The sequence below is a fragment of the Providencia sp. PROV156 genome (assembly GCF_028480905.1).
GTDB classification, from domain to species: Bacteria; Pseudomonadota; Gammaproteobacteria; order Enterobacterales; family Enterobacteriaceae; genus Providencia; species Providencia hangzhouensis.
In genome coordinates this window covers 163,664-187,642 of sequence record NZ_JAMPPE010000002.1, presented here as the reverse complement: position 1 = coordinate 187,642, position 23,979 = coordinate 163,664, and the positions used below count along the sequence as shown (strand labels likewise).

The following is a 23,979-nucleotide window of genomic DNA, read 5'->3' as shown; positions in this document are numbered from 1 at the left end:
TCCATTGAAATGTGAATTATTTATAGGTGTCTGTTGTACTCAAGCCGATTTTATCAAAAACAAAAATAGAATAAAAAAATCTATTGATAACTTAGCTTGTGCATTTAATTATAATTGTAATGTCCTTATCGTCATTCAAAATAAAAGTTTTTCCACTATAAGCTTAAGAGCAGAAAAATATCATATTGAAGTCCAGTATGAAAATGAGCTTAACGTTTCAAATGCAAGAAATATTTGTATAGAAAAAGCATTGCATTACAATTCCAAGTATACTTTATTTCATGATGCATCTATATACTGGAGCAAAAACGCTGCTAATTTCATCAATTTTAACAAAGGTAATACTCCAAAAGTTAATGTAATATTTAACAACAATCTAGATAATATAGATCTAAATTATCTAAATTCTAGTATAAAAAAAATAAACCCTATATATGAACCTTTTGTTTGGTCATATCTTTTTAATACTAAAGACATATCTGAGCTACATTTTGATACAAACTTTGGCCCTGGGGAGAATACTAGGTATAAGAGTGGGGAAGATGTCATTTTTTTATTTGATTTTTTCGAAAGAAAAAAAAATAACCAGATAGTAGTACCTAATGAAAATGTGTATGTATATCACCCTCCTCGTGAAAGCGATTATTCGAAACACTTACTCTATGCGGAAGGCCAAGGAAAAATGTTTAGAGTTCTAATAAAAAAACATCCCAGTATTAGAATTTATTTAGATTTATGTCTTTTCTTTGGTAACGGAATTTATAGACTCTTACTATGTAGAAAAAACTCTCATAAAATTTTATATAAACGGTTAAATGGTTTTTGGAAAGGATAATTAAAAATGAAAAAAGCACTAATCACAGGTATCACCGGCCAAGATGGCTCTTATTTAGCTGAATTTCTTTTAGAAAAAGGCTATGAAGTCCATGGTTTAATTCGTAGAGCCTCTTCTTTCAATACAGAAAGAATTGACTCTGTCGTTAATAATAGTGACAAAATTAAATTACACTATGGTGATTTAACTGACACTTCAAACTTAATACGTTTAGTAAAAGAAATCCAACCAGATGAGATTTATAATTTAGGTGCAATGTCCCATGTGGCTGTATCTTTTGAATCTCCTGAATATACGGCTGATGTTGATGCTATCGGGACATTACGTCTGTTAGAAGCTATCCGTATTAATGGACTAGAAAAGAAAACCCGTTTCTATCAAGCATCAACATCGGAACTTTACGGAGAAGTTCAAGAAATACCACAGAAAGAAACCACACCTTTTCATCCTCGCTCACCATATGCTGTAGCGAAAATGTACGCTTACTGGATTACTGTAAATTACCGCGAGTCATACGGAATGTACGCATGTAATGGTACTTTATTTAACCATGAGTCCCCTCGCCGTGGTGAAACTTTTGTTACCCGTAAAATCACTCGCACCATTGCTAATATTTCACAAGGCCTAGAGCAGTGTTTATACTTAGGTAATATGGATGCACTCAGAGATTGGGGACATGCGAAAGACTATGTTCGTATGCAATGGATGATGTTACAACAAGACCATGCTGATGATTTCGTTATCGCGACAGGGAAACAAATTTCAGTACGCGAATTTGTACAAATGTCTGCTAAAGAAGCTGGAATTGAACTGTCATTTAGTGGTAATGGTGTAGATGAAATAGCTACCGTAACCAGTGTAGATAATACACTAGCACCAAGTGTAAATATTGGCGATATTATCGTTCGTGTTAGCCCTAAATTCTTCCGTCCGGCTGAAGTTGAAACCCTTTTAGGCGATCCTTCAAAAGCAAAAGAAAAACTTGGTTGGGTACCAGAAATCACAGTTGAAGAAATGTGCTCTGAAATGGTAGCGTCCGATATAGAAAAAGCTAAACAACATGCGTTACTTAAAGCTAATGGCTTTGATGTTGCTATTTCATTAGAGAACTAAGGATTACTACGTGAAAAAAAAGGTATTTGTCGCTGGCCATAATGGTATGGTCGGCTCTGCAATAATTAGACAATTACAAGACCGTAACGATATTGAGCTAATCACAAAATCACGTCGCGAGTTAGATCTCACAAACCAAGTAGCTGTTGATAATTTCTTTGCTCAAAATAAAATTGATGAAGTCTACTTAGCTGCTGCTAAGGTGGGTGGTATTCATGCGAATAATACTTATCCCGCAGATTTTATTTATGAAAATTTAATTATGGAATGTAATATTATCCATTCAGCTCATAAATATAATGTTCAACACTTACTATTTTTAGGCTCATCTTGTATTTATCCAAAGTTAGCAACACAACCGATGTCTGAAAGTGCATTGCTAACTGGTGTTCTTGAGTCGACAAATGAACCTTATGCAATTGCAAAAATTGCTGGTATCAAACTTTGCGAATCGTATAACCGACAATATGGGAGAGATTACCGTAGTGTTATGCCAACCAATTTATATGGCGAAAACGATAATTTCCATCCAGAAAACTCACATGTCATCCCAGCATTAATGCGACGTTTCCATGAAGCCAAGCTTAATAATGACGAAAAAGTTGTTGTTTGGGGTACAGGAACACCTATGCGTGAATTTCTTTATGTTGATGATATGGCTGCAGCATCAGTCTATGTCATGGAATTAGATAAAGATATATATCAAACAAATACTCAATCAATGTTATCTCATGTTAATGTTGGTACAGGTGTTGACTGTACAATTCGTGAAATGGCTGAAGCTATGGCTCAAGTTGTTGGTTTCAAAGGAAAAGTGCTTTTTGATAGTACTAAGCCTGATGGTACACCAAGAAAGTTAATGGATGTCTCTCGTCTGAAAAGCCTAGGTTGGGCATATTCAGTCGAACTTGAAGATGGATTAAGTAAAACCTATCAATGGTTCCTGCAGAATCAACATAATTTTCGAAAGTAAATAGTGGATTAAATAAATATGACGCAACGATTAGCATTAAATACGTTTAAAACTATCGTTGCATCTACCCCTTTAGTTTCTATTGATCTGGTCATTTGTAATTCAAAAAATCAAGCATTGTTAGGGCTACGAAATAATCGACCCGCTCAAGGTTATTGGTTTGTACCAGGAGGGCGTATTTGCAAGGATGAAACTTTTGATATCGCTTTTCGGCGTTTAACGTTTGAAGAGCTTGGTTTCGACTATAATATAAATGATGCTACATTTATTGGTCATTACCAACATCTCTATCAGGATAATTTTTCAGAGGATCATTTCTCTACTCATTATGTTGTCTTGGGATATTTAATAGAAGAAGATATCGACCTCAATAAGCTACCGTTAGAACAACATAGAAACTATCAGTGGTGGAATATTGATGAGCTTCTTAACTCTCCAAAAGTTCACGCTAATACAAAAGCCTATTTTATAAATAACCATTTAAATTTACGGTAAATTATTATGTTATTACCTGTTATTATGGCGGGAGGCTCAGGTAGCCGTTTATGGCCTCTTTCCCGTAGCCTATATCCAAAACAATTTATTAGTCTAACGAGCAAAAAAACTATGTTGCAAGAAACTGTTGCACGGTTAAGCACTCTACAACATCAGCCGCCTGTATTTATTTGTAACGAAGAACATCGTTTTATTGTGGCTGAGCAATTACGGCAAGAAAATGTGCAGCATAGTGGTATCATTTTAGAGCCTATTGGTCGAAATACAGCTCCCGCTATAGCACTCGCTGCGATTAGGGCAATACAAAATGGGAATGACCCTTTGTTATTAGTTCTAGCTGCGGATCATGTAATTCAAGATCAAATAGAGTTTACTCATGCGATAGAAAAAGCCATTGAGCCTGCAGAAAAAGGAGCTTTGATTACGTTTGGTATCATACCTACGGCTCCTGAAACAGGCTACGGCTATATTAAGAAAGGTGCACCAATTAACGATACAACCTATAAGGTTGAACGTTTCGTTGAAAAACCTGATGTTATCACTGCAGAAAAGTACCTTTCTGATGGTGAATACCTGTGGAATAGCGGCATGTTTCTCTTTAAAGCATCATGTTACCTCAATGAATTGAAAAAACATTGTCCAGATATTTTAAAAATATGCGAACAAGCAATACATAGCTCCCATAATGATTTAGACTTCATTCGTTTAAAACAAGATATTTTTACCATGTGTCCTGATAACTCAATTGACTATGCTGTTATGGAAAAAGCAAGCAATGTTCAGGTAGTACCTATGGATGCAGGCTGGAGCGATGTTGGCTCATTCAGTTCACTTTGGGAAGTTTCTCCCAAAAATATGCAATCTAATGTTATTGTTGGTGACGTTTTAACTGAAAACACAACAAACAGTTATATCTACTCCCAAAATAAACTCGTATCTACCGTTGGCGTTGATAATTTAGTGATAGTAGAAACTAAAGATGCTGTGCTAGTTGCCAATAAAAACAACGTTCAAGATGTAAAAAGCATTGTTAACCAACTAAAAAATGCTGGCCGCCCTGAATGTGAACAGCATAGAGAAGCATACCGACCATGGGGTACTCATGATGATATTGCAGAAGGGCAGCGCTTTCATGTTAAACATTTAAAAGTAAAACCAGGTGAAAAAACCGCATTACAAATGCACTATCATCGTGCTGAACATTGGGTTGTTGTACAAGGCACTGCACAAGTCACCAATGGCGATAAAATTTTTATACTGAGTGAAAATGAATCAACCTATATCCCTATTGGGTCTCCTCATCGAATAGAGAACCCTGGTAAAGTTGACCTGCACTTAATTGAGGTTCGCTCTGGCAATTATTTACAAGAAGACGATATCATTAGGCTAGAAGAGTATGGTAAAAACCATAACTAGCTACTATTGAGTAGTGTTTTACTCTATCTTAAATACCATACTTAAGTTAAACAATATGTTTAAAAATAATCATGAACTTGACTTCACTGTTATAACTGTTTGCTATAACTCTGCAAGTACAATACAAGAAACAATATCTTCTGTATTAAGCCAAAAAGAAATAAATTTTGAATATATTATCATAGATGGTGTATCTACAGATGGAACTATTGATATATTAAACGCTAATAATGATCGTAGACTAAAATATATATCTGAGCCTGATAAAGGTTTATATGATGCAATGAATAAAGGTATAGCCAAAGCGAAAGGGAAAATTGTAGCGATATTAAATTCTGACGACCTATATATAAACGATCATGTATTATCTGATATTTTTGATGAGTTTAATCGAAGTAACGCCGACCTAGTTTCCGGAAATCTATACTATTTTGACAATGATTTTAGTCAAGCAATTAGGAAATACCCATGTGAAAATATGAACTCCAAGGCTAAGTGGAAAAAAGGGAAACAACCACCTCACCCATCCACGTTTGTAAGGCGTTCAGTATATGAAGAAATAGGTTATTATCATAGCGAATTTAAAATCTCCTCTGACTATGAGTTTCTCCTGAGAGCTATATTTATAAATAATTATAAACACTCCATTATAAATAAGTACTTAGTTGCGATGAGGATGGGAGGAGAAAGCACATCTGGTTTTAAAAGTAGGTACATAGGAAGTAAGGAAGTTTATTTATCGTGGAAGAAAAATAACATATCTCCTCCTTTATTTTTAATTCCTCTAAAAATAATCAATAAACTACTTATTAAATAATAACCAACCTAATCGCCATTTATACCATGGTGAAAGTGTTTCTCTATAAAAATAAATTCTGATAATTATGAATATCACTAAAAATACCATCCTTGATTCAGGCATACAATTTGGTACTAGCGGAGCCCGTGGGTTAGTCACTCAGTTCACTGGAGAGTCCTGTGCTGCATTCACTCATGCATTTATTGATAGTATCAAAAATAAATTTAACTTTACTCAAATAGCTGTTGCAATAGATAATCGCCCAAGTAGCGAATTTATTGCGATTGCTTGTATCGAAGCAATAAAACAGCAAGGAATAGAGCCTCTATATTACGGTGTAATTCCAACGCCCGCCCTTGCATATACTGCAATGAAAAATAATACTCCTTGCATCATGGTAACGGGAAGTCATATTCCGTTCGATAGAAATGGGTTAAAGTTTTATCGGCCAGATGGTGAAATCACTAAAATTGATGAAGTCGCGATTTTAAATAATAACTCGCAATTTGAAATACCAGATGTTACTCCACAGACCTTATCAATAGATACACTAGCTGTAGATGAATATCTAAATCGCTATTTATCTATTTTTAATCAAGATTTATTAGCTGGTAAACGTATTGGTATTTATGAACATTCTAGTGCTGGACGTGATATATACCCAGTTTTATTCAAAAAGCTTGGAGCTGAAGTTATTTCCCTAGAACGTAGTGACCAATTTGTTCCAATTGATACTGAAGCTGTGTCTGAAGAAGACAAGGTAAAAGCAAGAAATTGGTCAAAATTACACAAACTTGATGCTATTTTTTCTACTGATGGGGATGGCGACCGTCCGCTTGTTGCAGATGAAAACGGTGACTGGCTGCGCGGGGACATATTAGGTTTGTTATGTGCATTAGAAATGAACATAGAAGCACTAGCAATCCCTGTTAGCTGCAATACTATCATTTCATCTCATAAATCTTTTAAGTGTGTAAAACAAACTAAAATTGGCTCCCCTTATGTTATTGAAGCATTTGCTGATTTAACTAAAAGCTATAAAAAAATTGCAGGATTTGAAGCTAACGGCGGTTTCCTTTTAGGATCTAACATTGAAATAAATGGTAAACGATTATCAGCTCTACCAACTCGAGATGCTGTGTTACCATTCTTAATGCTATTATCTGCCGCCAAAGAAAAAGGAATTGCTAAATTAGTTAATTCATTACCACAACGCATTACCTTTAGCGATAGAATACAAAACTTCGCAACAGAAAAAAGTAAAGCTATCATTGAGAAAGCGCAAGAAAACCCAACACTCTTATTGCAGCATTTAGGCTTTGGTGATGAGCAACTACTAGATTTGAATACAATTGATGGGCTAAGAATGACATTATCAAATGGTAATATTATTCATTTAAGGCCATCAGGTAACGCCCCTGAATTAAGGTGCTATGCCGAAGCAAGCGATCATCAGACAGCGCAGTCAATTGTGCAACTATCTTTAAAAAATATTCAAACCTTCTCTGAAAATTAATCTACTTGGTTCTCATATGAAAATAGCTATCGCAGGGACCGGCTACGTCGGTCTATCTAACGCCATGTTACTGTCACAAAACCACGAAGTGGTGGCGGTGGACATCATTCCTGAAAAAGTAGCGATGTTGAATAACAAACAATCGCCGATTGTCGACACGGAAATCGAACAGTTTTTAGCGGAAAAAACACTCAATTTCCGCGCTACACAAGACAAAACTGACGCCTATACAAGGGCTCAGTATGTCATTGTCGCCACACCGACTGACTACGACCCGAAAACCAACTATTTTAATACTAAATCAGTCGAGTCCGTTATTCATGATGTGAATGAAATTAACCCGACTGCGACCATTATTGTTAAATCTACCATTCCTGTAGGCTTTACGGCGCGTTTGCGTGAAGAGTACGGCTACAGTAACGTCATTTTCTCCCCCGAGTTTTTACGTGAAGGGCGTGCCTTGTGGGATAACTTATACCCATCGCGTATTGTGGTGGGCGAACGTTCAGAACGCGCGCAAATTTTTGCGGACTTACTGCTTGAAGGCGCAATTAAGAAAGATGTGCCAGTGCTGTTTACCGATGGCACTGAAGCAGAAGCCATCAAGTTATTTGCTAACACCTACTTAGCGATGCGAGTGGCCTATTTTAACGAGCTTGATACTTACGCTGAAAGTCGTGGGTTAAACGCCCGCCAAATTATTGAAGGTGTCTCTTTAGACCCACGTATTGGCAGCCATTATAACAATCCATCATTCGGTTACGGCGGTTATTGCTTACCGAAAGATACCAAACAGTTGTTAGCTAACTACGATGATGTGCCGAATAACCTGATTAACGCGATAGTGGAATCAAATCGTACCCGTAAGGACTTTATTTCGGATGCAATTATCGCTAAAGCGCCACGTAAAGTGGGGGTTTATCGCTTAGTGATGAAAGCAGGCTCTGACAACTTCCGCGCCTCGGCAGTTCAAGGAATCATGAAACGCATCAAAGCGAAAGGTATTGAAGTGGTGGTGTATGAACCAGTGATGAAGGAAACTGAATTTTTCCATTCAAAAGTGGTGAATGACTTGGCTGAATTCAAAACCCAATGCGACATCATTTTAGCTAACCGTATGGTGCCTGAGCTGGGAGATGTGGCGGATAGAGTCTATACCCGCGACTTATTTGGCAATGATTAAATCAGCTATTTTATAGCCATACTGAACACAATATACTTATAATAAGTATAGCGTACATATTGAATATGTTAGATGTAGTATAGGTTCATATATGCATGAAAACTTTAATTAGCGGATCTACTGGTTTTATTGGAAAAGCAGTTCTTCAAGAATTAAAAAATAACTATCGGGTAATAATCAGAAAACATTCATCTGAATTAAATGACCATTTTACCATTCAGTCTTTCAATCAAAATACAGACTGGACTGGTGCATTTGATGATATCGATAGCATTATTCACCTCGCCGCGATTGCCCACCGTATGAAAGTCAAAACACCAAGTGCGGATGAGCAGAAAGAATTATGGAGTGTTAATGTCGAAGGAACGTTGCACTTTGCAAATGAAGCGGCTAAAGCGGGTGTCAAACGTTTCGTTTTTATAAGCTCTATTGGTGTGAATGGTAATCTCACTCATGAAAAACCTTTTTCTCCTCAAGATCCAGCAGCACCACATAATGAATATGCTAGGTCTAAGTTAGTCGCAGAACAAGGGCTCATTGATATCTGCGCAAAAACAGGAATGGAACTAGTGATTATACGTCCTGTTTTGGTCTATGGAGAAAATGCACCGGGCAATTTTGGTCTTCTTTTAAAGCTTATCAAGAAAGTACCTATGTTACCTTTTGGCTTAACAAACAATTCGCGAAGTTATATATCCATAAAGAATTTGGCTCATTTTATTGCTGAATGTACTCGTCACCCTAATGCTGCTGGTAAAATATTTTTAGTGTCCGATGGGAAAAATCTTTCCACAAAAGAACTTACTACCATTATAGGAACAAACCTAGGAAAGAATATCATTCAATTACCTGTTCCTACGCTTCTGATGAAAATCCTATTAAGTGCAGTTGGCAAGCAAGGTCTTTTTACCCAGCTTTATCAAAATTTAGAAGTCGACTCCTCAAATATGTTCGATGAACTAGGCTGGAAACCGCCTTATACTATTGAACAAACAATGAGTTACTTAGGAAATGACAAAAAATGATACGTATAATTGACTTCTTTGCTGCTTTAATCGGCCTAATTGTTCTTTCTCCAGTATTACTCATTACATCTATTATTGGTTATTTTGAAACAGGCTCACCTATCTTTATCCAGACTCGAGTAGGCAAAAACAAAAAACCGTTCAGATTAATTAAGTTTAGAACAATGAAAGTAGGAACATCCTCCGTAGCCAGCCACTTGGTTGATACCCGTTCTATAACAAAGTACGGCACTATTCTGCGAAAAACCAAAATTGATGAACTTCCTCAATTAATTAATGTATTAAAAGGTGAAATGAGTTTAGTTGGTCCTCGTCCAAATTTATTTAATCAAGAAGAATTAATACAACAACGTTCAGCACTCAATATTTATGATGTTCGCCCCGGTATTACAGGATTAGCTCAAATTAAAAATATTGATATGTCTACACCACAACTTCTCGCTACTACAGATAGAGAGATGATAGATAATTTGAACCTTAAAAACTATTTTAGATATATTATGATGACAGTCACCGGCAGTGGTTCCGGCGATGCTGCTGCCAAATGAACAACAGAAAGAAGTAATCATTATGGACAAACTTAATCGCATATGGTCATTACCCCGGGTGTATAAACGACTCATTGGCTTGGGAATCGATACACTCCTTATCATTGTTTCATTCTTCCTTGCCTTATGGGTAAGACTTGGTGAAGTTGTTATTCACCTATCCCCTAGTACTTGGCTCACATTACTTGGCACTATTATCATAACGTTATTAGCCTTTGTAAAATTAGGGCTATATCGTGCGGTACTTCGTTACTTAACATTCCACGCTTTAACCGTTGCTATGGTTGGCGCATTAATTTCTGCATTTTCTATTACAACATTCTCCTATTACCTAGAAGCCAACATTCCACGTACCATTCCTTTTATCTATATGACCTTTCTCATTTTATTATGTGGTGGGGCAAGAATGCTAGTACGCTCAATGATTGTACAAGCGAGCCGTAAAGGGTGTGAGCCTGTTCTAATTTATGGTGCAGGGAGCACAGGGCGCCAACTAGCTATCGCGTTACGAAATGCCGTGTCTTATCAAGTTAAAGGCTTTATTGATAACGACCCATCACTACATCACACCGTAATACAGGGTATCACTGTTTATTCATCCGATAAGATTGAGGAATTAGTTAATAAATTAGGCATTGAAAAAATATTATTAGCCATGCCGCGGGCTTCACGCTCTGAGCGTAAAGCTATTATTAATGGGTTGTTACATCTGTCTGTCGAAGTTCTAACAGTACCTGACTTTAACGATATTGTTGAAGGTCACGCTACAGTTGATGACTTAAAAGATGTTGCTATTGAAGATCTTTTAGGTCGTGATCCTGTTGCCCCTAATCCAGATTTAATCGGTGCCAATATCACCAATAAAAATGTCATGGTAACGGGAGCTGGAGGCTCTATCGGTTCAGAGCTATGTCGGCAGATTATTCGCCAGAAACCATTAACATTAGTGTTACTTGAAATCTCAGAATTTAATTTATACGAGATTGATAAAGAGCTAAACAATATTGCTAATGCTGAGGGCCTGAAAGTTAAAATTGTGCCCCTATTAGGGAGTGTCCAAAAGTTTGAACGTTTAAAAAATGCATTAGAAACTTTTCATGTTCAGACTGTTTATCATGCTGCAGCCTATAAGCACGTCCCTCTTGTTGAATATAATGTTGTTGAGGGGGTTCGTAACAATATATTTGGTACTTATAATGCGGCCAAAGCCGCAATTGAAGCTAAAGTAGAATCTTTCGTTCTAATATCTACCGATAAAGCGGTACGCCCAACGAATGTGATGGGAACATCAAAACGAGTAGCAGAGCTAGCCTTACAAGCACTCTCTAAACAAGAAAGTGAAAAGGAGCAAGGAACTCGGTTTTGCATGGTAAGATTTGGTAACGTACTTGGTTCATCAGGGTCAGTGATCCCTTTATTTAAGCAACAAATCGCCCGAGGCAAAGCAATTACAGTCACCCATCCAGATATTATCCGCTACTTTATGACTATCCCTGAAGCCGCTCAATTAGTCATACAGGCTGGTGCAATGGGAAAAGGTGGGGATGTCTTCGTATTGGATATGGGGGAACCAGTTAAGATCGTCGATTTAGCAAAAAATCTGGTTCAACTTTCGGGACTTGAGTTAAAAACCGAGAAAAATCCGAATGGTGACATTGAAATCAAATTTACAGGTTTACGACCGGGAGAAAAGCTGTTTGAAGAACTTCTTATCGGTGATAATGTCCATTCAACAGAACACCAACGGATCATGTCTGCCAATGAAGTTTTCATCCCCTTAGATGATTTCATTAAAGTATTAGATAAATTAAACATAGCATGTCAAAATTATGACCTTGAAGCGATACGTCAGATTCTACTTGAAACTCCAACAGAATTTAACCCAACAGATGGCATTGGTGATTTAGTGTGGAATGCACAGCACTAGTCCCCAAACTATATTATTCATTATTAAAAATATTTAGCTAACTTTTAACAGGATACTCTAGTGATTAACAAGCGTCTTCCACTTACTCTATTAGCTGTGAGTATTTTACTTACAGGCTGCACCGTCACCCCCGGCGCTTATGTATCAACCTCAGGCAAAAATGTGGTTGATACGGGTGACCGTGATATTACTAAATTAGTTGATATCTACCCAATTTCGCCAAAATTGTTGGATGATATGTACACTGCACCCACCATTGCCAAACCCAATGTACAGTTAGAGAAGCAACTGACTCACTATGAATACCGTGTGGGTGCAGGTGATGTATTAACCATTACGGTTTGGGATCACCCTGAACTAACGATCCCTGCGGGTTCATACCGTAGTGCGCAAGACTCCGGTAACTGGGTACATTCAGATGGGGCTATTTACTACCCGTATATTGGTAAAGTCAAAGTGATCGGTAAAACCGTCACGGAAATCCGTACTTTAATAAGTAATCGCTTAGCCACCTATATTGAGTCCCCACAAGTTGACGTCAGTATTGCTGCGTTCCGTTCGCAAAAAATGTATGTTTCGGGTGAAGTGGCGAAACCAGGTACCTTGCCAATTACCAACGTTCCACTGACTATCTTAGAAGCCTTTAATAATGCCGGTGGTTTAACCGAAAAAGCCGATTGGGATAATGTCGTGCTTACCCGTAACGGCAAAGAAATCAAAGTGTCACTGCAAGATTTAGTACAATATGGGGATTTAACCCAAAACTACCTGATGCTACCGGGTGATGTGCTATATGTGCCACGTAATGATAGCCAAAAAGTGTTTGTCATGGGTGAAGTCGGTCAACCAACGACCTTAACCATTGACCGCGCGGGGATGAGTATTACTGAAGCCCTAAGCAAAGCGAGCGGGATAGACCAAACAACGGCTAATGCAACAGGTGTATTTGTTATTCGCCCAATTAAAAACCAACTGGCAGAAGACAAAGAACTCGAAGCGCTATTACCGAAAAAGATGGCCGCGGTTTATCAGTTAGATTTATCGGATGCCACATCACTTGTGATGGGTACTGAATTTAAACTACAGCCTTATGACTTAGTGTATGTTACCGCAGCCCCTGTGGTACGTTGGAACCGTCTAATCACTCAGTTATTACCAACTATCGCTTCATATAATCAGTTAACCGAAGGTACCAAGCGTATTCACGACTGGTAATCGATATGTTTAATAATATTCTCGTTGTTTGTATGGGAAATATCTGCCGCTCTCCTACGGGAGAGCGTTTATTACAACAGTATTTTCCCGAAAAAACTGTTCATTCGGCAGGTATTATCGCTAAAAATGATATGCCCGCTTATGACAGTGCCATCCGGATTGCCGAGCAACATAGCCTTTCCCTTGAAAACCATCAATCACGTCGATTAACCAGCGAAATATGCCATAAAGCAGACTTAATCCTAGTGATGGAAAACGATCATATTGCTAAAATCCACCAGCAGTTTCCTGAAACTCGCGGTAAAGTGATGTTATTTGGGCAATGGATTAATAAAACCGAAATTCCTGACCCGCACAAACGCAGCGATGAAATGTTTGAGCACGTTTACCAGTTGATGGAAAAAGCCGCGATTGCTTGGCAAGGCAAAATTTAATTTTATTTATTGGATGACTTAACATTTAACCTATTATGAACACAACAAAAAATAGCTCCCCTGCCTCAGATGAAATCGATCTGCTCGCTCTGTTTAAAGTTTTGAAATCCAACACGATTAAAATTGGGTTTTTTACCGTATTTTTTGCTGCTGTTGCAGTGGCATATAGCCTATTGGCAACCCCTATTTACCAAGCCAATGCGACCTTACAGTATGACAAATTAGGCCAGGTTTCATTACTTGACCAAATGAGTGATGTCATGCCATTTGGTAACAGCAATAACCAAGTCGACTCTGAAATTGAAGTTATCAAGTCCCGCATGGTGTTAGGTAAAACCGTTGCAGACCTGAACCTTGACACTCAAGCAGCTCCTGAAGGCTTTGTCAGTAAATTACTTGGTGAAGTGGCTCCCGTTCATATTGCCCTATTTCAGTTACCTGAAAGTTTAATTGGCCAGCCATTTACCCTAACTTATTTAGGGGATAACAATTATTCCCTCAATGTAGATGGCCAAGTCTTACAAGGTAAAGTCGGTGAAGTCCTCAAACAAGGGGAAATTAACTTATTGGTTTCCAGTTTCACGGCTGAAACTGGCGAAGAGTTTTCATTAATCAAAAATGCCCGTTATTCCACCATTGAAGACTTACGCAATACTTTGACTATCGCGGAAGTCGGGAAAGGTACCGGTATTATCAGCTTAGCCATTAAAGGGGCAGATAAAACTGAGAATGTTAAAATCCTTAACAGTGTTATCCAAAACTATGTTGACCAAAATACCGAACGTAAAAAAGAAGTCACTAACAATACGCTTGTTTTTTTAGATGACTACTTACCTACGATTAAAAAGAAATTAGATAACTACGAAAACCAGCTCAATGCCTTTCGTAAAAAGAATGAATCCATTGACCTTTCTTTAGAAGCCAAGGCCGCTCTCGACAGTGCATTGCAGGTAGAAGAAAAACTTAATGAATTGACCTTTAAAGAAGTGGAAATTCAGCAGTTATATACCCGTAACCACCCCGCTTATCAGTCCCTGCTAGATAAGCGCCAACAGTTGTTACGTGAAAAAGAAAAAATCAGTAAAAATATCCAAAAACTACCTAATACCCAACAAGAAATCGTCCGTTTAACTCGCGATGTCGAAGCGGAACAAGCCATTTATACTCAATTAGTGGCGAAACAGCAGGAACTCAGTGTGTTGAACTCCGGTATTACAGCGGATGTGCGTATTATTGACTCCGCTGAATCCCAGCCAAAACCTGTAGCACCGAAAAAATCATTGATTGTTGCTCTCGCCACTATCCTTGGTTTTATTATCGGCTGTGCGTATGTGATTGCCCGCGAGTTCTTTAATAATAAAATTAAGAGCACAGAAGATATTGATGCATTAGGTGTCAACGTCTATGCCACTATCCCATTCTCTGCTCATGAGAAAAAACTCATTGAAGCTGGTAATAAGAGCCCACTAGCGATAGAAAACCCAGCAGATACTGCTGTCGAAGCTATCCGTTCATTACGTACCAGTGTGTACTTCTCGGTGATGAACCAAGGTAACAACCTAGTTATGGTCACCAGTGCGTCACCAGGGGTTGGGAAAAGCTTTGTTACCTCCAATATGGCGGTGGTACTGGCTAACGCAGGTAAAAAAGTATTATTAATCGATACCGACTTACGTAAAGGCCGTTTGCACAAAGCCTTTGGGTTAAACAATAAAGCAGGCTTATCTGACTACTTATCACAGCAAAGTTTAGAATCACCGACCATTCATGCTAACGTGATTGAAAATCTTGATGTAATTTGTCGTGGTAAAAATGTTACTCACTCTTCTGAGTTATTAATGGGCGAGCGCTTTAAGCAGTTATTAGATAGAGTCAAAAACCAATACGATATTGTGGTGATCGATACCGCACCAATCTTAGCAATAACGGACTCTGCGATTATTGGTAAATATGTCGGTACCTCATTACTAATTGCTTTCTACGGTGTGAATACCGTGAAAGATGTCGATTTATCACTGAAACGCTTTAAGCAAAATGATATCGAAATTACAGGTGTGATCTTGAATGGTATTGATGCAAGGTCTGACGACTATAACTACCATTATGAATATTAAGACTCAGGAATATTGAGATGATGAATCAACAAGTTCTCGTCACGGGCGGCCTTGGCTACATTGGTAGCCATACCTGTGTACAGATGATCCAGCAAGGGATTCAGCCAGTTATTTTAGATAACTTGCATAATGCCAACCTTGAAGTGCTTAACCGTATTGAAGCTATCACAGGTGTTAAGCCAACCTTTTACCAAGGTGATGTGCGTGATGGCCAAATTTTAGCGTCCATTTTTGCTAATCATCAAATTCATTCTGTCATCCACTTTGCTGGGTTGAAAGCTGTTGGTGAGTCGGTACAAAAACCGATTGAATACTATGATGTTAACGTCAATGGCACATTGGTATTAGTAGAAAGTATGAAAAAAGCGGGTGTTAAAAGCCTGATTTTTAGTTCCTCCGCTACCGTTTATGGTGACCCTGAAGAAGTGCCATTAACAGAAAATTCCAAAGTTGGTGGAACCACCAACCCATACGGAACCAGTAAGTATATGGTTGAGCGTATCCTTTCGGATTTATATATTGCGGAAGATGATTGGTCACTGACCTTACTGCGTTATTTTAACCCTGTTGGCGCACACCCATCTGGAACCATGGGTGAAGACCCGCAAGGGATTCCGAATAACTTGGCACCGTTTGTTTCCCAAGTCGCTGTAGGCCGCCGCCCACAAGTGATGGTATTTGGTAATGATTACCCAACACCGGATGGTACTGGTGTGCGTGACTATATTCACGTGATGGATTTGGCTGATGGCCATATTGCCGCGCTGAATAAAGTTAGCCAACAAGCAGGCTTACATGTTTACAATCTTGGTACAGGGACTGGCACAAGTGTGCTGGAAATTATTACTGCTTTTGAAAAAGCGGCAGGTAAGCCCATTAAATATGAGATTGTAGCAAGGCGCCCTGGTGATATTGCGGAATGTTGGTCTAGCCCAGAAAAAGCGTTGAAAGATTTAAACTGGAAGGCGCAGTATTCTATTCAAGATATGGTGAATGATAGCTGGCGTTGGCAGTCCATGAACCCCAATGGTTATAACAGCTAACCTCAACGAGTTATTTCAGAGACGAGCCTTTATGGCTCGTTTTTTGTTTTCAGGGTACAAATAATTTTTACGGCACAAATAAAAGTTCCACATGAAAACAAACCCATTTGCGCGTAAACTCTTCCCATCATTTATTATCACAAATATCAGCTTAACGTTATGCCACACATTGTTTTATTCGAACCAGAAATACCGCCAAATACTGGCAATATCATTCGCCTTTGTGCCAATACTGGCTTTGATTTACATCTTATTCACCCTCTTGGGTTTACATGGGATGATAAACGCTTACGCCGTGCAGGGTTGGACTATAGCGAGTTTGCCGATATCAAGCACCATCATGATTATTTTGCTTTTTTAAAAAGTGAAGGACTAAACCCGGATAATAACCAATCTGAAAGCGGTGCACGCGTGTTTGCCTTAACCACTAAAGGTAAGCCAAGTCATAGTAATGTTAGTTATCAAGAAAATGATTATTTGATGTTTGGCCCTGAAACTCGGGGGCTACCGCCTTATGTGCTAGATAACATGCCAATGGAGCAAAAAATTCGTATTCCTATGCTGGCAGATAGCCGCAGTATGAATTTATCCAATTCAGTGGCTGTGGTGGTGTTTGAGGCATGGAGGCAGTTGGGGTATGCAGGGGCGCTGCTAAAGGACTAGATTATAAAAGGAGCTCAGTTTGAGTTCCTTTAGTTTGAATCAATAAAAAAATGCTCTCCACCAATTAATGGGATCAACCTTGCGAGCACACCATCAAGAACCCCCTCATCAGCAACTACCCCAAACTTCATACTTCTATCTTTCCAAGATAGTGTTTGAATAAGGTTTGCCGCAGCAACACACGGAGTATCAAGATTATTTATCCCTACTTCTGTTATGTGCCCTCTAATGCTTGTGCTAATAGGACAACAAATTACCAAGCCTGATTTTTTATTATATTCCACACTGGATAAAACGAGTGCAGGCCGATATTTTCCTATTTCTTTTCCTTTCGTTGGGTCAAAATCTAACCAAATAATATCATTTCGCCTTGGTATGTAACTTTTACTCATTCACCAATTTCCATATCATTAATTTGAGCAAGTTCATCTGAATGACTATTATATTCATTCATATTGTCAAGCAAATAAGCTTCAGAAAACATCCTTATCTTCTTTTTGGGAGAAAGAACCAAATTACCGTTATTAACAGAAATATCAAGACGTTGACCAACCTCAATACCTAATTGTTTTAAGATAGCTGATGGGATAACAATGCCTTGGCTATTTCCCCATTTTTTTATAGCAACGCTCATTTCTCTTACCCCATACTTATTTTTGAGTATATTAGTTTCTCAATGTATAAACATTGTATAACTTCATTGAGGTTAAAGCAAATTTTCGGTCAATTTATATACAGATGAGGGACATCAAAAATGAAAACGATCGAACTAGAACCCTCACAACTCAAATCCCATCCCCATCTTCAAAACCCCAAATAGTGCCATTAAAGTTTTGATCCATTTCTAAGGACGGTTTATCGCTGGTTGGTTTACCGACAATGCGTGCTGGAACCCCAGCTACCGTGGTGTGTGGTGGAACGGGGTGAAGTACAACAGAACCTGCGCCAATTTTTGCGCCACGGCCAATTTCAATATTACCTAAGATTTTTGCCCCTGCACCAATCATCACCCCTTCTCTTACTTTAGGATGGCGGTCGCCACAGGTTTTCCCAGTACCACCGAGTGTGACAGATTGTAGGATTGATACATCATTTTCGACAATGGCCGTTTCCCCAATCACAATACCCGTTGCGTGGTCAAGCATAATGCCACAACCAATACGGGCCGCTGGGTGGATATCGACACCAAAGGAAACAGAGATTTGATTTTGCAAATAAACCGCCAGCGCTTGGCGGCCTTCTTTCCACAGCCAATTACCGATGCGATAGGCTTGCAAGGCGTGGAAACCTTTTAAATACAATAATGGTGTGGAGTATTTATCAACGGCAGGGTCACGTAAGCGAACCGCCGCTAAGTCCATTGCCGCAGAGAAAATCATACTTTCGTCATTGCGATAAGCGGCTTCCACAATTTCGCGCACTTCAAGAGCAGGCATAATCGGTGAGCTCAGTTTGTTAGCTAGCATATAACTGAGCGCACTGCCTAAATTGTCGTGCTTTAATAATGTCGCGTTAAAAAAACTGGCGAGGAGTGGTTCGCAGTCCGCAAGAGACTTCGCTTCATCTTTAATGAAACCCCAAATTCTATCCAGTTCTTCACGCGACATAATCACTCACCTATCTATTTTTATTAATCATGCAGCTTTGGCATATCGGCAATTTCATCTTTCGTCGCACGCCCTAATAGGGCTTGCGCTGCCTCTAACACATTTTTATGACGATAAAGGATTTGATAAATTTGCTCAGTAATTGGCATTTCAACACCTGCCCGCTCAGCCAGTGCGCGAACTTCCTTGGTATTACGATAGCCTTCAACCACTTGGCCAATCTCTTTTTCTGCATCTTCAACGCTAACGCCATCGCCTAGCATCATGCCAAAACGGCGGTTACGGGATTGGTTATCGGTACAGGTTAACACAAGGTCACCTAAGCCTGCCATCCCCATAAAAGTTGCAGGGTCTGCTCCCAAAGCTGCACCTAAACGGCTCATTTCCGCTAAGCCACGGGTAATCAATGCGGTACGTGCATTGGCACCAAACCCCATACCATCGGAAATACCCGCGCCAATTGCGATGACATTTTTTACAGCACCACCCAGTTGCACTCCAACCATGTCAGGGTTCTTATAGACGCGAAAACTCTTGCCACAATGGAATAATTTTTGTAAATCATCACCAAATTGGCTATCGCTTGCCGCCACGGAAATTGCCGTTGGTAAACCTGCGGCTAATTCTTTCGCAAATGTCGGGCCAGAAAGTACTGCCAGCGGAATTTCATTGCCTAATACCTCACGTGCCACTTCTTGCAACAAACGGCCAGTATCCCTTTCTAAGCCCTTAGTCGCCCAAATAATACGGGAGTCTGCGCGTAAGTATGGCTGGATTTGTTTTAGTACATCACCAAAAACATGGCTCGGTACGACAATCAAGATATTGGGGCTCGCCTCAACGGCGCGTTTTAAGTCCGTTTCGAGAGATAAACTATCAGGGAAAGAAACGCCAGGCAAAAACGCCTGATTACTGCGGTCTTGTTCTAATTGATGAATGTGTTTTGGGTCATGGCCCCATAGCACAACCTGATGTGCATTACGTGCAAGCGTAATGGCTAAAGCGGTGCCGTACGAGCCGGCACCGATCACTGTCATTGAAGCAGTATTCATTAAGCGTCCTGTTGAGCTTCTGAGTTCTGCGCTTGTTCACCTTGTTGCTGCTGTAAATAGTTCATGAACAGTGCATCAAAGTTAACTGGCGCTAAGTTCAATTGTGGGAATGTACCACGGCCCACTAAGCTAGTGATCGCTTCACGTGCATATGGGAACAGGATGTTCGGGCAGTATGCACCTAAGCAATGTGCCATTTGAGTACCTTCAATGCCTTCGATAGAGAAAACACCCGCCTGCTGCACTTCACACAAGAAAGCTGTTTCTTCACCTAAAGTTGCCGTAGTCGTGACACGTAAAACAACCTCATAAACACCTTCAGACAGCTGAGTTGAAGAAGTATCTAAATCTAATTTGATTTCTGGTTGCCACTCGTGTTGAAAGATGTGTGGTGCGTTAGGTGCTTCAAATGAAACGTCTTTTGCATAAATGCGTTGAATTTGAAAGACCATTTCTGAGTTGTTTTGTTCTGACATAGTGTATGTACCTTTAACTTCCATATGAATTTTCCCTGTTATTCTTTGAGCTACAGGGGTGTTCGCTGCATTGCGCTACCCAAGTCACATACTGATGTATGCTCCTTGGATATCTTCACTTGCTGCCTACCTGTAGCCCAAATAATTTAAGGGAAACCCTGTTATTCTGAGCTACAGGGGTGTTCGCTGCATTACGCTACCCAAGTCACATACTGATGTATGCTCCTTGGATATCTTTACTTACTTCTTACCACGAGCTAAAGGAAGGTTTTCACCTGCCCAGCCAGAGATCCCTTCTTTCAAGACAAAGACTTTTTCAAAACCGTGTTGTGCCAGCTGTTCAGCAGGTTTACCTGATTCCATACCACTTGCAGAAACGATAATCACTGGTTTCTGTTTGTGTTTTTCTAATTCACCTAAATTATTCTCTTTAATTTCAGACGGTGTTAAGTTAATAGAATCAATAATGTGCCCTTTACGGAAATCGTCACGAGAACGTAAATCGACAACAACCGCCTCTTCTTTATTAATCAGTGTAATCGCTTGTGAACGAGCAATCACTTTCGTTTTAGAGAAAAGGCCTTTAAAGGTCATAACAACCACAGCCACTAATAGCGCTATCCAAACCAGACTCAATAACATGTTCCGGCTTACAAATTGCATGATTTCTTGGATCATGGGGGGCAATCACTCCCGTTAGTTAAAAACAAATATCAAAGGGTTCTGAGTATACCTTTGTGTTGAGCTAATTACAGCCAATTCCCGCAAACTCGCTTGTTTTTTTTGCGCTAAGGCACGCAAAATTAACACTGTTCACTGAAAAACCGCGTTTCTGTTTCGAGGCGGTACGCAAATATTTTAACATAAACGTGCTAAACAGGTCTAAGTCGTGCTTCAAATAGGCATTGAATAAGAAAAAAGTATTGAATACTGGCTATACAAAATAAATCAGTGATAATAAAACTGTATTATTTAACTTAATATAGTTCTAGTTCAGGGCAAAAATCCGAATTTATAAATGTTTTCAATACTATTTGTTAGACAGTGCTGGAAACCATCACTTGCAGATGAAATAATCAGCTATTGCATTTAATTGAGGTGATTTATCACGATGGCCAATACACATTATCGAATGAAAATTTCATTTATTCGTCAGGCTATTAGCGCTCTCTTTGGGTTAGGGCTGCTTGTTCTCGCCCCAACACAAACTGTGTTTGCCAACCAGATCACTGAAAATAAAGGCCAGCTACATGATTTACTCAAAAGTATTGCTGAAAAAGAGAAAAGCGTAAAAGAACAACAAGCCAAGCGCTCAGCACTACTTGAGCAACTCAAACAACAAGAACAAAGTATTTCTGCGGCCGGTCGTAGCCTGCATGAGACTCAAAACCAGCTAAAACAATTAGATAAAGAAATTGTTTCCTTAAATAGCAATATCAAGCAGCTACAAATCAAAAAACAACAACAAGAGAAATTATTAGCTGACCAACTAGACGCGGCCTTTCGGTTAGGTAAACACCAAGGGTTAACCCTAATGTTCAAAGGTGAAGAAGGCCAACGAGAAGAACGTATTTTGGCCTATTACAGCTATTTAAATCAGGCGCGTGAAAAAAATATTGTTGCTTTAGAAGAAACCACTAAAGAATTACAAGAACAAAAAGAACTCGAACAAAAAAAACAAGCCGAACAAAAAACAACGCTGGCACGCCAACAACAAGAAAAGCGTAAGCTGGATAACGCACGCGCTTCGCGGCAAAAAACCCTAAATGCCCTTGAAAGTACATTAAAAGAAGACCAAAAAAATCTTGCTGTTCTAAAACAAAACGAAGCGAGATTACGCGATAAGATTGCCCGCGCTGAACGTGAAGCCAAAGCCCGAGCAGAGCGAGAAGCCAAAGAAGCGGCACGTATTCGCGTGCAAGTGGCTGAAAAAGAACGGCAAGCCAAACAGAAAGGCTCAACCTATAAACCATCTGAAAGTGAACGCTCACTGATGTCACGTACAGGTGGTTTAGGACGCCCTGCTGGGCAAGCTATTTGGCCTGTTCGCGGCTCATTACTCCATAACTATGGGGATGTCATTTCCAGCGAGTTACGTTGGAAAGGCATGGTTATCGCGGCTAATGAAGGAACCCAAGTCAAAGCTATCGCCGATGGGCGCGTGCTACTGGCTGACTGGTTACAAGGCTATGGGCTAGTTGTCGTCGTTGAACACGGTAAAGGCGATATGAGCCTCTATGGCTATAACCAGAGCGCCTTAGTGAATGTCGGCCAAGAGGTTAGAGCAGGGCAGCCGGTCGCCTTAGTGGGTAGCAGTGGCGGCCAAGAGCGGCCAGCACTCTATTTTGAAATCCGCAGACAAGGTAAAACCGTAAACCCACGTCCATGGTTAGGCCGATAAATATAGTTAGGGCGATAAATATAGTTAGGGCGATAAATTTTAAATTCAATTAATTAGGATAACGTTATGCTGAAGCACTTACCCGTTCGACCACTCATTGTTTTGTCATTATTAATGATGTGTCTACCGGTGAGTGCGGCAAAATTGGCGATTGTGATTGATGATTTTGGTTATCGCGTTAAAGAAGACAACCAAATTCTAGCGTTATCCCCTGCGGTAACTATTGCAATTTTACCGAGCTCTCCCCATGGCCGTGAAGTCGCAGAAAAAGCCCATCAGCAAGGGCGCGATATTCTCATCCATATGCCAATGAAACCATTGAGCAAACAACCGCTAGAGAAAGACACATTAGCTCCATCAATGAGTGCAGAGGAAATTGACCGTATTATTAAAAATGCGATAACCCGAGTTCCTTATGCAAAAGGCATGAATAACCATATGGGGAGCGAGATGACATCAAGCTTACCCGGTATGCAGAACGTGATGCGCAGCCTGTCAAAGTCAAACTTGTTTTTCCTCGATAGCGTAACGATTGGGAATACCCAAGCAGGTAATGCCGCCAAAGAATACGGCGTTCCCACGTTACGTCGCCATATTTTTATTGATAACCACCAATCGGAAGAAGAAACGCGCACTCAATTGAATAAAGCCGTTGCCTATGCGCGCAAACACGGTAGTGCGGTAGCAATTGGCCATCCACACCCATCTACCGTACGCGCCTTACAAAAATACCTTGCCCAACTCCCTGCTGATGTTGAATTAGTCGCCGTTAGTGCTCTGCTGAGCCCTCAATCTTCAACTAAACAACCAACATCATTAAGAATGCTATCTGAAGAAGCGAAAAAGACACCGACACAACCTCAAACTAAGCAAGCAGTACAAGATGAAATAAAAACACCACCAACCAAAGATGCTACTGTTGTGCAACCCGAAGCGGCTAGCCAACCAGAAAATGTGATTATTCCGCAAGAACTCGGTATATGTGAGTTTACATTACCGCCTTCTAAGCCACAGGGGATTGATTTTATTATGTTTGTGGTTGAGAGTATTTATAACGATAAGGCTTTACAACCTTTGTTGGTACAGGGCGATAGAGCCCAAAAGCGCCCACTTTTCAAGCAACAGCAGTAGATCATTTTCGGTT

The 23,979-nt window shown here is 39.6% G+C and carries 24 protein-coding genes; 18 read left to right on the top strand and 6 right to left on the bottom strand.

Annotated features, from left to right (window positions below; translation table 11 throughout):
• The first annotated feature begins 4 nt into the window (after nucleotides 1-4).
• The 16 genes from PSF31_RS02060 (at nucleotide 5) to trmL (ending at nucleotide 17,299) form a co-directional block, all read left to right on the top strand.
• Entirely contained in the window at nucleotides 5-835 is an 831-nt protein-coding gene (locus PSF31_RS02060; RefSeq protein WP_164561273.1) for a hypothetical protein, read from the top strand.
• Nucleotides 836-841: 6 nt separating this feature from the next.
• Complete coding sequence (gene gmd, locus PSF31_RS02055; protein WP_096863609.1) at nucleotides 842-1,948, top strand: GDP-mannose 4,6-dehydratase; 1,107 nt, start codon at nucleotides 842-844, stop codon at nucleotides 1,946-1,948.
• 10 nt (nucleotides 1,949-1,958) lie between these two features.
• On the top strand, nucleotides 1,959-2,921 hold the full coding sequence (fcl, locus tag PSF31_RS02050; protein WP_164561274.1) for a GDP-L-fucose synthase: 963 nt from the start codon (nucleotides 1,959-1,961) through the stop codon (nucleotides 2,919-2,921).
• Between the two features lie 18 nt (nucleotides 2,922-2,939).
• Nucleotides 2,940-3,416 (top strand): GDP-mannose mannosyl hydrolase, encoded by a 477-nt coding sequence (locus PSF31_RS02045; RefSeq protein WP_096863611.1) that lies wholly within the window; start codon nucleotides 2,940-2,942, stop codon nucleotides 3,414-3,416.
• 6 nt (nucleotides 3,417-3,422) lie between these two features.
• The gene (locus tag PSF31_RS02040) at nucleotides 3,423-4,832 is read left to right on the top strand and encodes a mannose-1-phosphate guanylyltransferase/mannose-6-phosphate isomerase (protein ID WP_096863612.1); all 1,410 of its coding nucleotides are present in this window, start codon (nucleotides 3,423-3,425) and stop codon (nucleotides 4,830-4,832) included.
• A gap of 55 nt (nucleotides 4,833-4,887) precedes the next feature.
• Nucleotides 4,888-5,649, top strand: a complete 762-nt coding sequence (locus PSF31_RS02035) for a glycosyltransferase family 2 protein (protein WP_096863613.1) — start codon at nucleotides 4,888-4,890, stop codon at nucleotides 5,647-5,649.
• Between the two features lie 67 nt (nucleotides 5,650-5,716).
• A complete protein-coding gene (locus PSF31_RS02030; RefSeq protein ID WP_096863614.1) occupies nucleotides 5,717-7,147 on the top strand; it encodes a phosphomannomutase in 1,431 nt (476 codons plus the stop codon).
• 16 nt (nucleotides 7,148-7,163) lie between these two features.
• Entirely contained in the window at nucleotides 7,164-8,330 is a 1,167-nt protein-coding gene (locus PSF31_RS02025; RefSeq protein ID WP_096863615.1) for a nucleotide sugar dehydrogenase, read from the top strand.
• Nucleotides 8,331-8,425: 95 nt separating this feature from the next.
• Nucleotides 8,426-9,355: an NAD-dependent epimerase/dehydratase family protein gene (locus PSF31_RS02020; protein ID WP_096863616.1), complete on the top strand. Its 930-nt coding sequence runs from the start codon at nucleotides 8,426-8,428 to the stop codon at nucleotides 9,353-9,355.
• Entirely contained in the window at nucleotides 9,352-9,903 is a 552-nt protein-coding gene (locus PSF31_RS02015) for a sugar transferase (protein ID WP_164561275.1), read from the top strand. The genes PSF31_RS02020 and PSF31_RS02015 overlap by 4 nt, the downstream gene beginning before the upstream one ends.
• 22 nt (nucleotides 9,904-9,925) lie before the next feature.
• Nucleotides 9,926-11,830 carry a nucleoside-diphosphate sugar epimerase/dehydratase gene (locus tag PSF31_RS02010; RefSeq protein WP_096863686.1) on the top strand — a complete coding sequence of 635 codons (1,905 nt, stop codon included), beginning with the start codon at nucleotides 9,926-9,928 and terminating at the stop codon, nucleotides 11,828-11,830.
• Nucleotides 11,831-11,890: 60 nt separating this feature from the next.
• Nucleotides 11,891-13,045 carry a polysaccharide export protein gene (locus PSF31_RS02005; protein ID WP_096863617.1) on the top strand — a complete coding sequence of 385 codons (1,155 nt, stop codon included), beginning with the start codon at nucleotides 11,891-11,893 and terminating at the stop codon, nucleotides 13,043-13,045.
• Nucleotides 13,046-13,050: 5 nt separating this feature from the next.
• A complete protein-coding gene (locus PSF31_RS02000) occupies nucleotides 13,051-13,479 on the top strand; it encodes an arsenate reductase/protein-tyrosine-phosphatase family protein (protein WP_004906960.1) in 429 nt (142 codons plus the stop codon).
• A 35-nt stretch (nucleotides 13,480-13,514) separates the two neighbouring features.
• A complete protein-coding gene (locus PSF31_RS01995) occupies nucleotides 13,515-15,593 on the top strand; it encodes a polysaccharide biosynthesis tyrosine autokinase (protein WP_096863618.1) in 2,079 nt (692 codons plus the stop codon).
• Between the two features lie 17 nt (nucleotides 15,594-15,610).
• On the top strand, nucleotides 15,611-16,636 hold the full coding sequence (gene galE / locus PSF31_RS01990) for a UDP-glucose 4-epimerase GalE (RefSeq protein WP_096863619.1): 1,026 nt from the start codon (nucleotides 15,611-15,613) through the stop codon (nucleotides 16,634-16,636).
• A 159-nt stretch (nucleotides 16,637-16,795) separates the two neighbouring features.
• Nucleotides 16,796-17,299, top strand: a complete 504-nt coding sequence (gene trmL, locus PSF31_RS01985) for a tRNA (uridine(34)/cytosine(34)/5-carboxymethylaminomethyluridine(34)-2'-O)-methyltransferase TrmL (RefSeq protein WP_096863620.1) — start codon at nucleotides 16,796-16,798, stop codon at nucleotides 17,297-17,299.
• 29 nt (nucleotides 17,300-17,328) lie between these two features.
• Here trmL and PSF31_RS01980 read toward each other — a convergent pair whose 3' ends face one another.
• From PSF31_RS01980 to PSF31_RS01955, 6 genes are all read right to left on the bottom strand, one after another.
• Complete coding sequence (locus tag PSF31_RS01980; protein ID WP_096863621.1) at nucleotides 17,329-17,691, bottom strand: type II toxin-antitoxin system PemK/MazF family toxin; 363 nt, start codon at nucleotides 17,689-17,691, stop codon at nucleotides 17,329-17,331.
• Complete coding sequence (locus PSF31_RS01975) at nucleotides 17,688-17,933, bottom strand: AbrB/MazE/SpoVT family DNA-binding domain-containing protein (protein WP_004906951.1); 246 nt, start codon at nucleotides 17,931-17,933, stop codon at nucleotides 17,688-17,690. The genes PSF31_RS01980 and PSF31_RS01975 overlap by 4 nt, the downstream gene beginning before the upstream one ends.
• Before the next feature lie 151 nt (nucleotides 17,934-18,084).
• Nucleotides 18,085-18,906, bottom strand: coding sequence for a serine O-acetyltransferase (gene cysE, locus PSF31_RS01970; protein ID WP_096863622.1), 822 nt, complete (start codon nucleotides 18,904-18,906; stop codon nucleotides 18,085-18,087).
• Between the two features lie 23 nt (nucleotides 18,907-18,929).
• On the bottom strand, nucleotides 18,930-19,958 hold the full coding sequence (gene gpsA, locus PSF31_RS01965) for an NAD(P)H-dependent glycerol-3-phosphate dehydrogenase (RefSeq protein WP_004265161.1): 1,029 nt from the start codon (nucleotides 19,956-19,958) through the stop codon (nucleotides 18,930-18,932).
• A complete protein-coding gene (gene secB, locus PSF31_RS01960; RefSeq protein ID WP_004906947.1) occupies nucleotides 19,958-20,434 on the bottom strand; it encodes a protein-export chaperone SecB in 477 nt (158 codons plus the stop codon). Before secB ends, gpsA begins: the two co-directional genes overlap by 1 nt.
• Before the next feature lie 240 nt (nucleotides 20,435-20,674).
• Nucleotides 20,675-21,112, bottom strand: a complete 438-nt coding sequence (locus PSF31_RS01955; RefSeq protein ID WP_004265159.1) for a rhodanese-like domain-containing protein — start codon at nucleotides 21,110-21,112, stop codon at nucleotides 20,675-20,677.
• A 433-nt stretch (nucleotides 21,113-21,545) separates the two neighbouring features.
• On the opposite strand from PSF31_RS01955, the gene envC reads away from it, so the two are divergent.
• Together envC and PSF31_RS01945 are read left to right on the top strand one after the other, a co-directional pair.
• Complete coding sequence (gene envC, locus PSF31_RS01950; protein ID WP_096863623.1) at nucleotides 21,546-22,835, top strand: murein hydrolase activator EnvC; 1,290 nt, start codon at nucleotides 21,546-21,548, stop codon at nucleotides 22,833-22,835.
• A 66-nt stretch (nucleotides 22,836-22,901) separates the two neighbouring features.
• On the top strand, nucleotides 22,902-23,966 hold the full coding sequence (locus tag PSF31_RS01945) for a divergent polysaccharide deacetylase family protein (protein ID WP_096863624.1): 1,065 nt from the start codon (nucleotides 22,902-22,904) through the stop codon (nucleotides 23,964-23,966).
• Nucleotides 23,967-23,979: the final 13 nt, after the last annotated feature.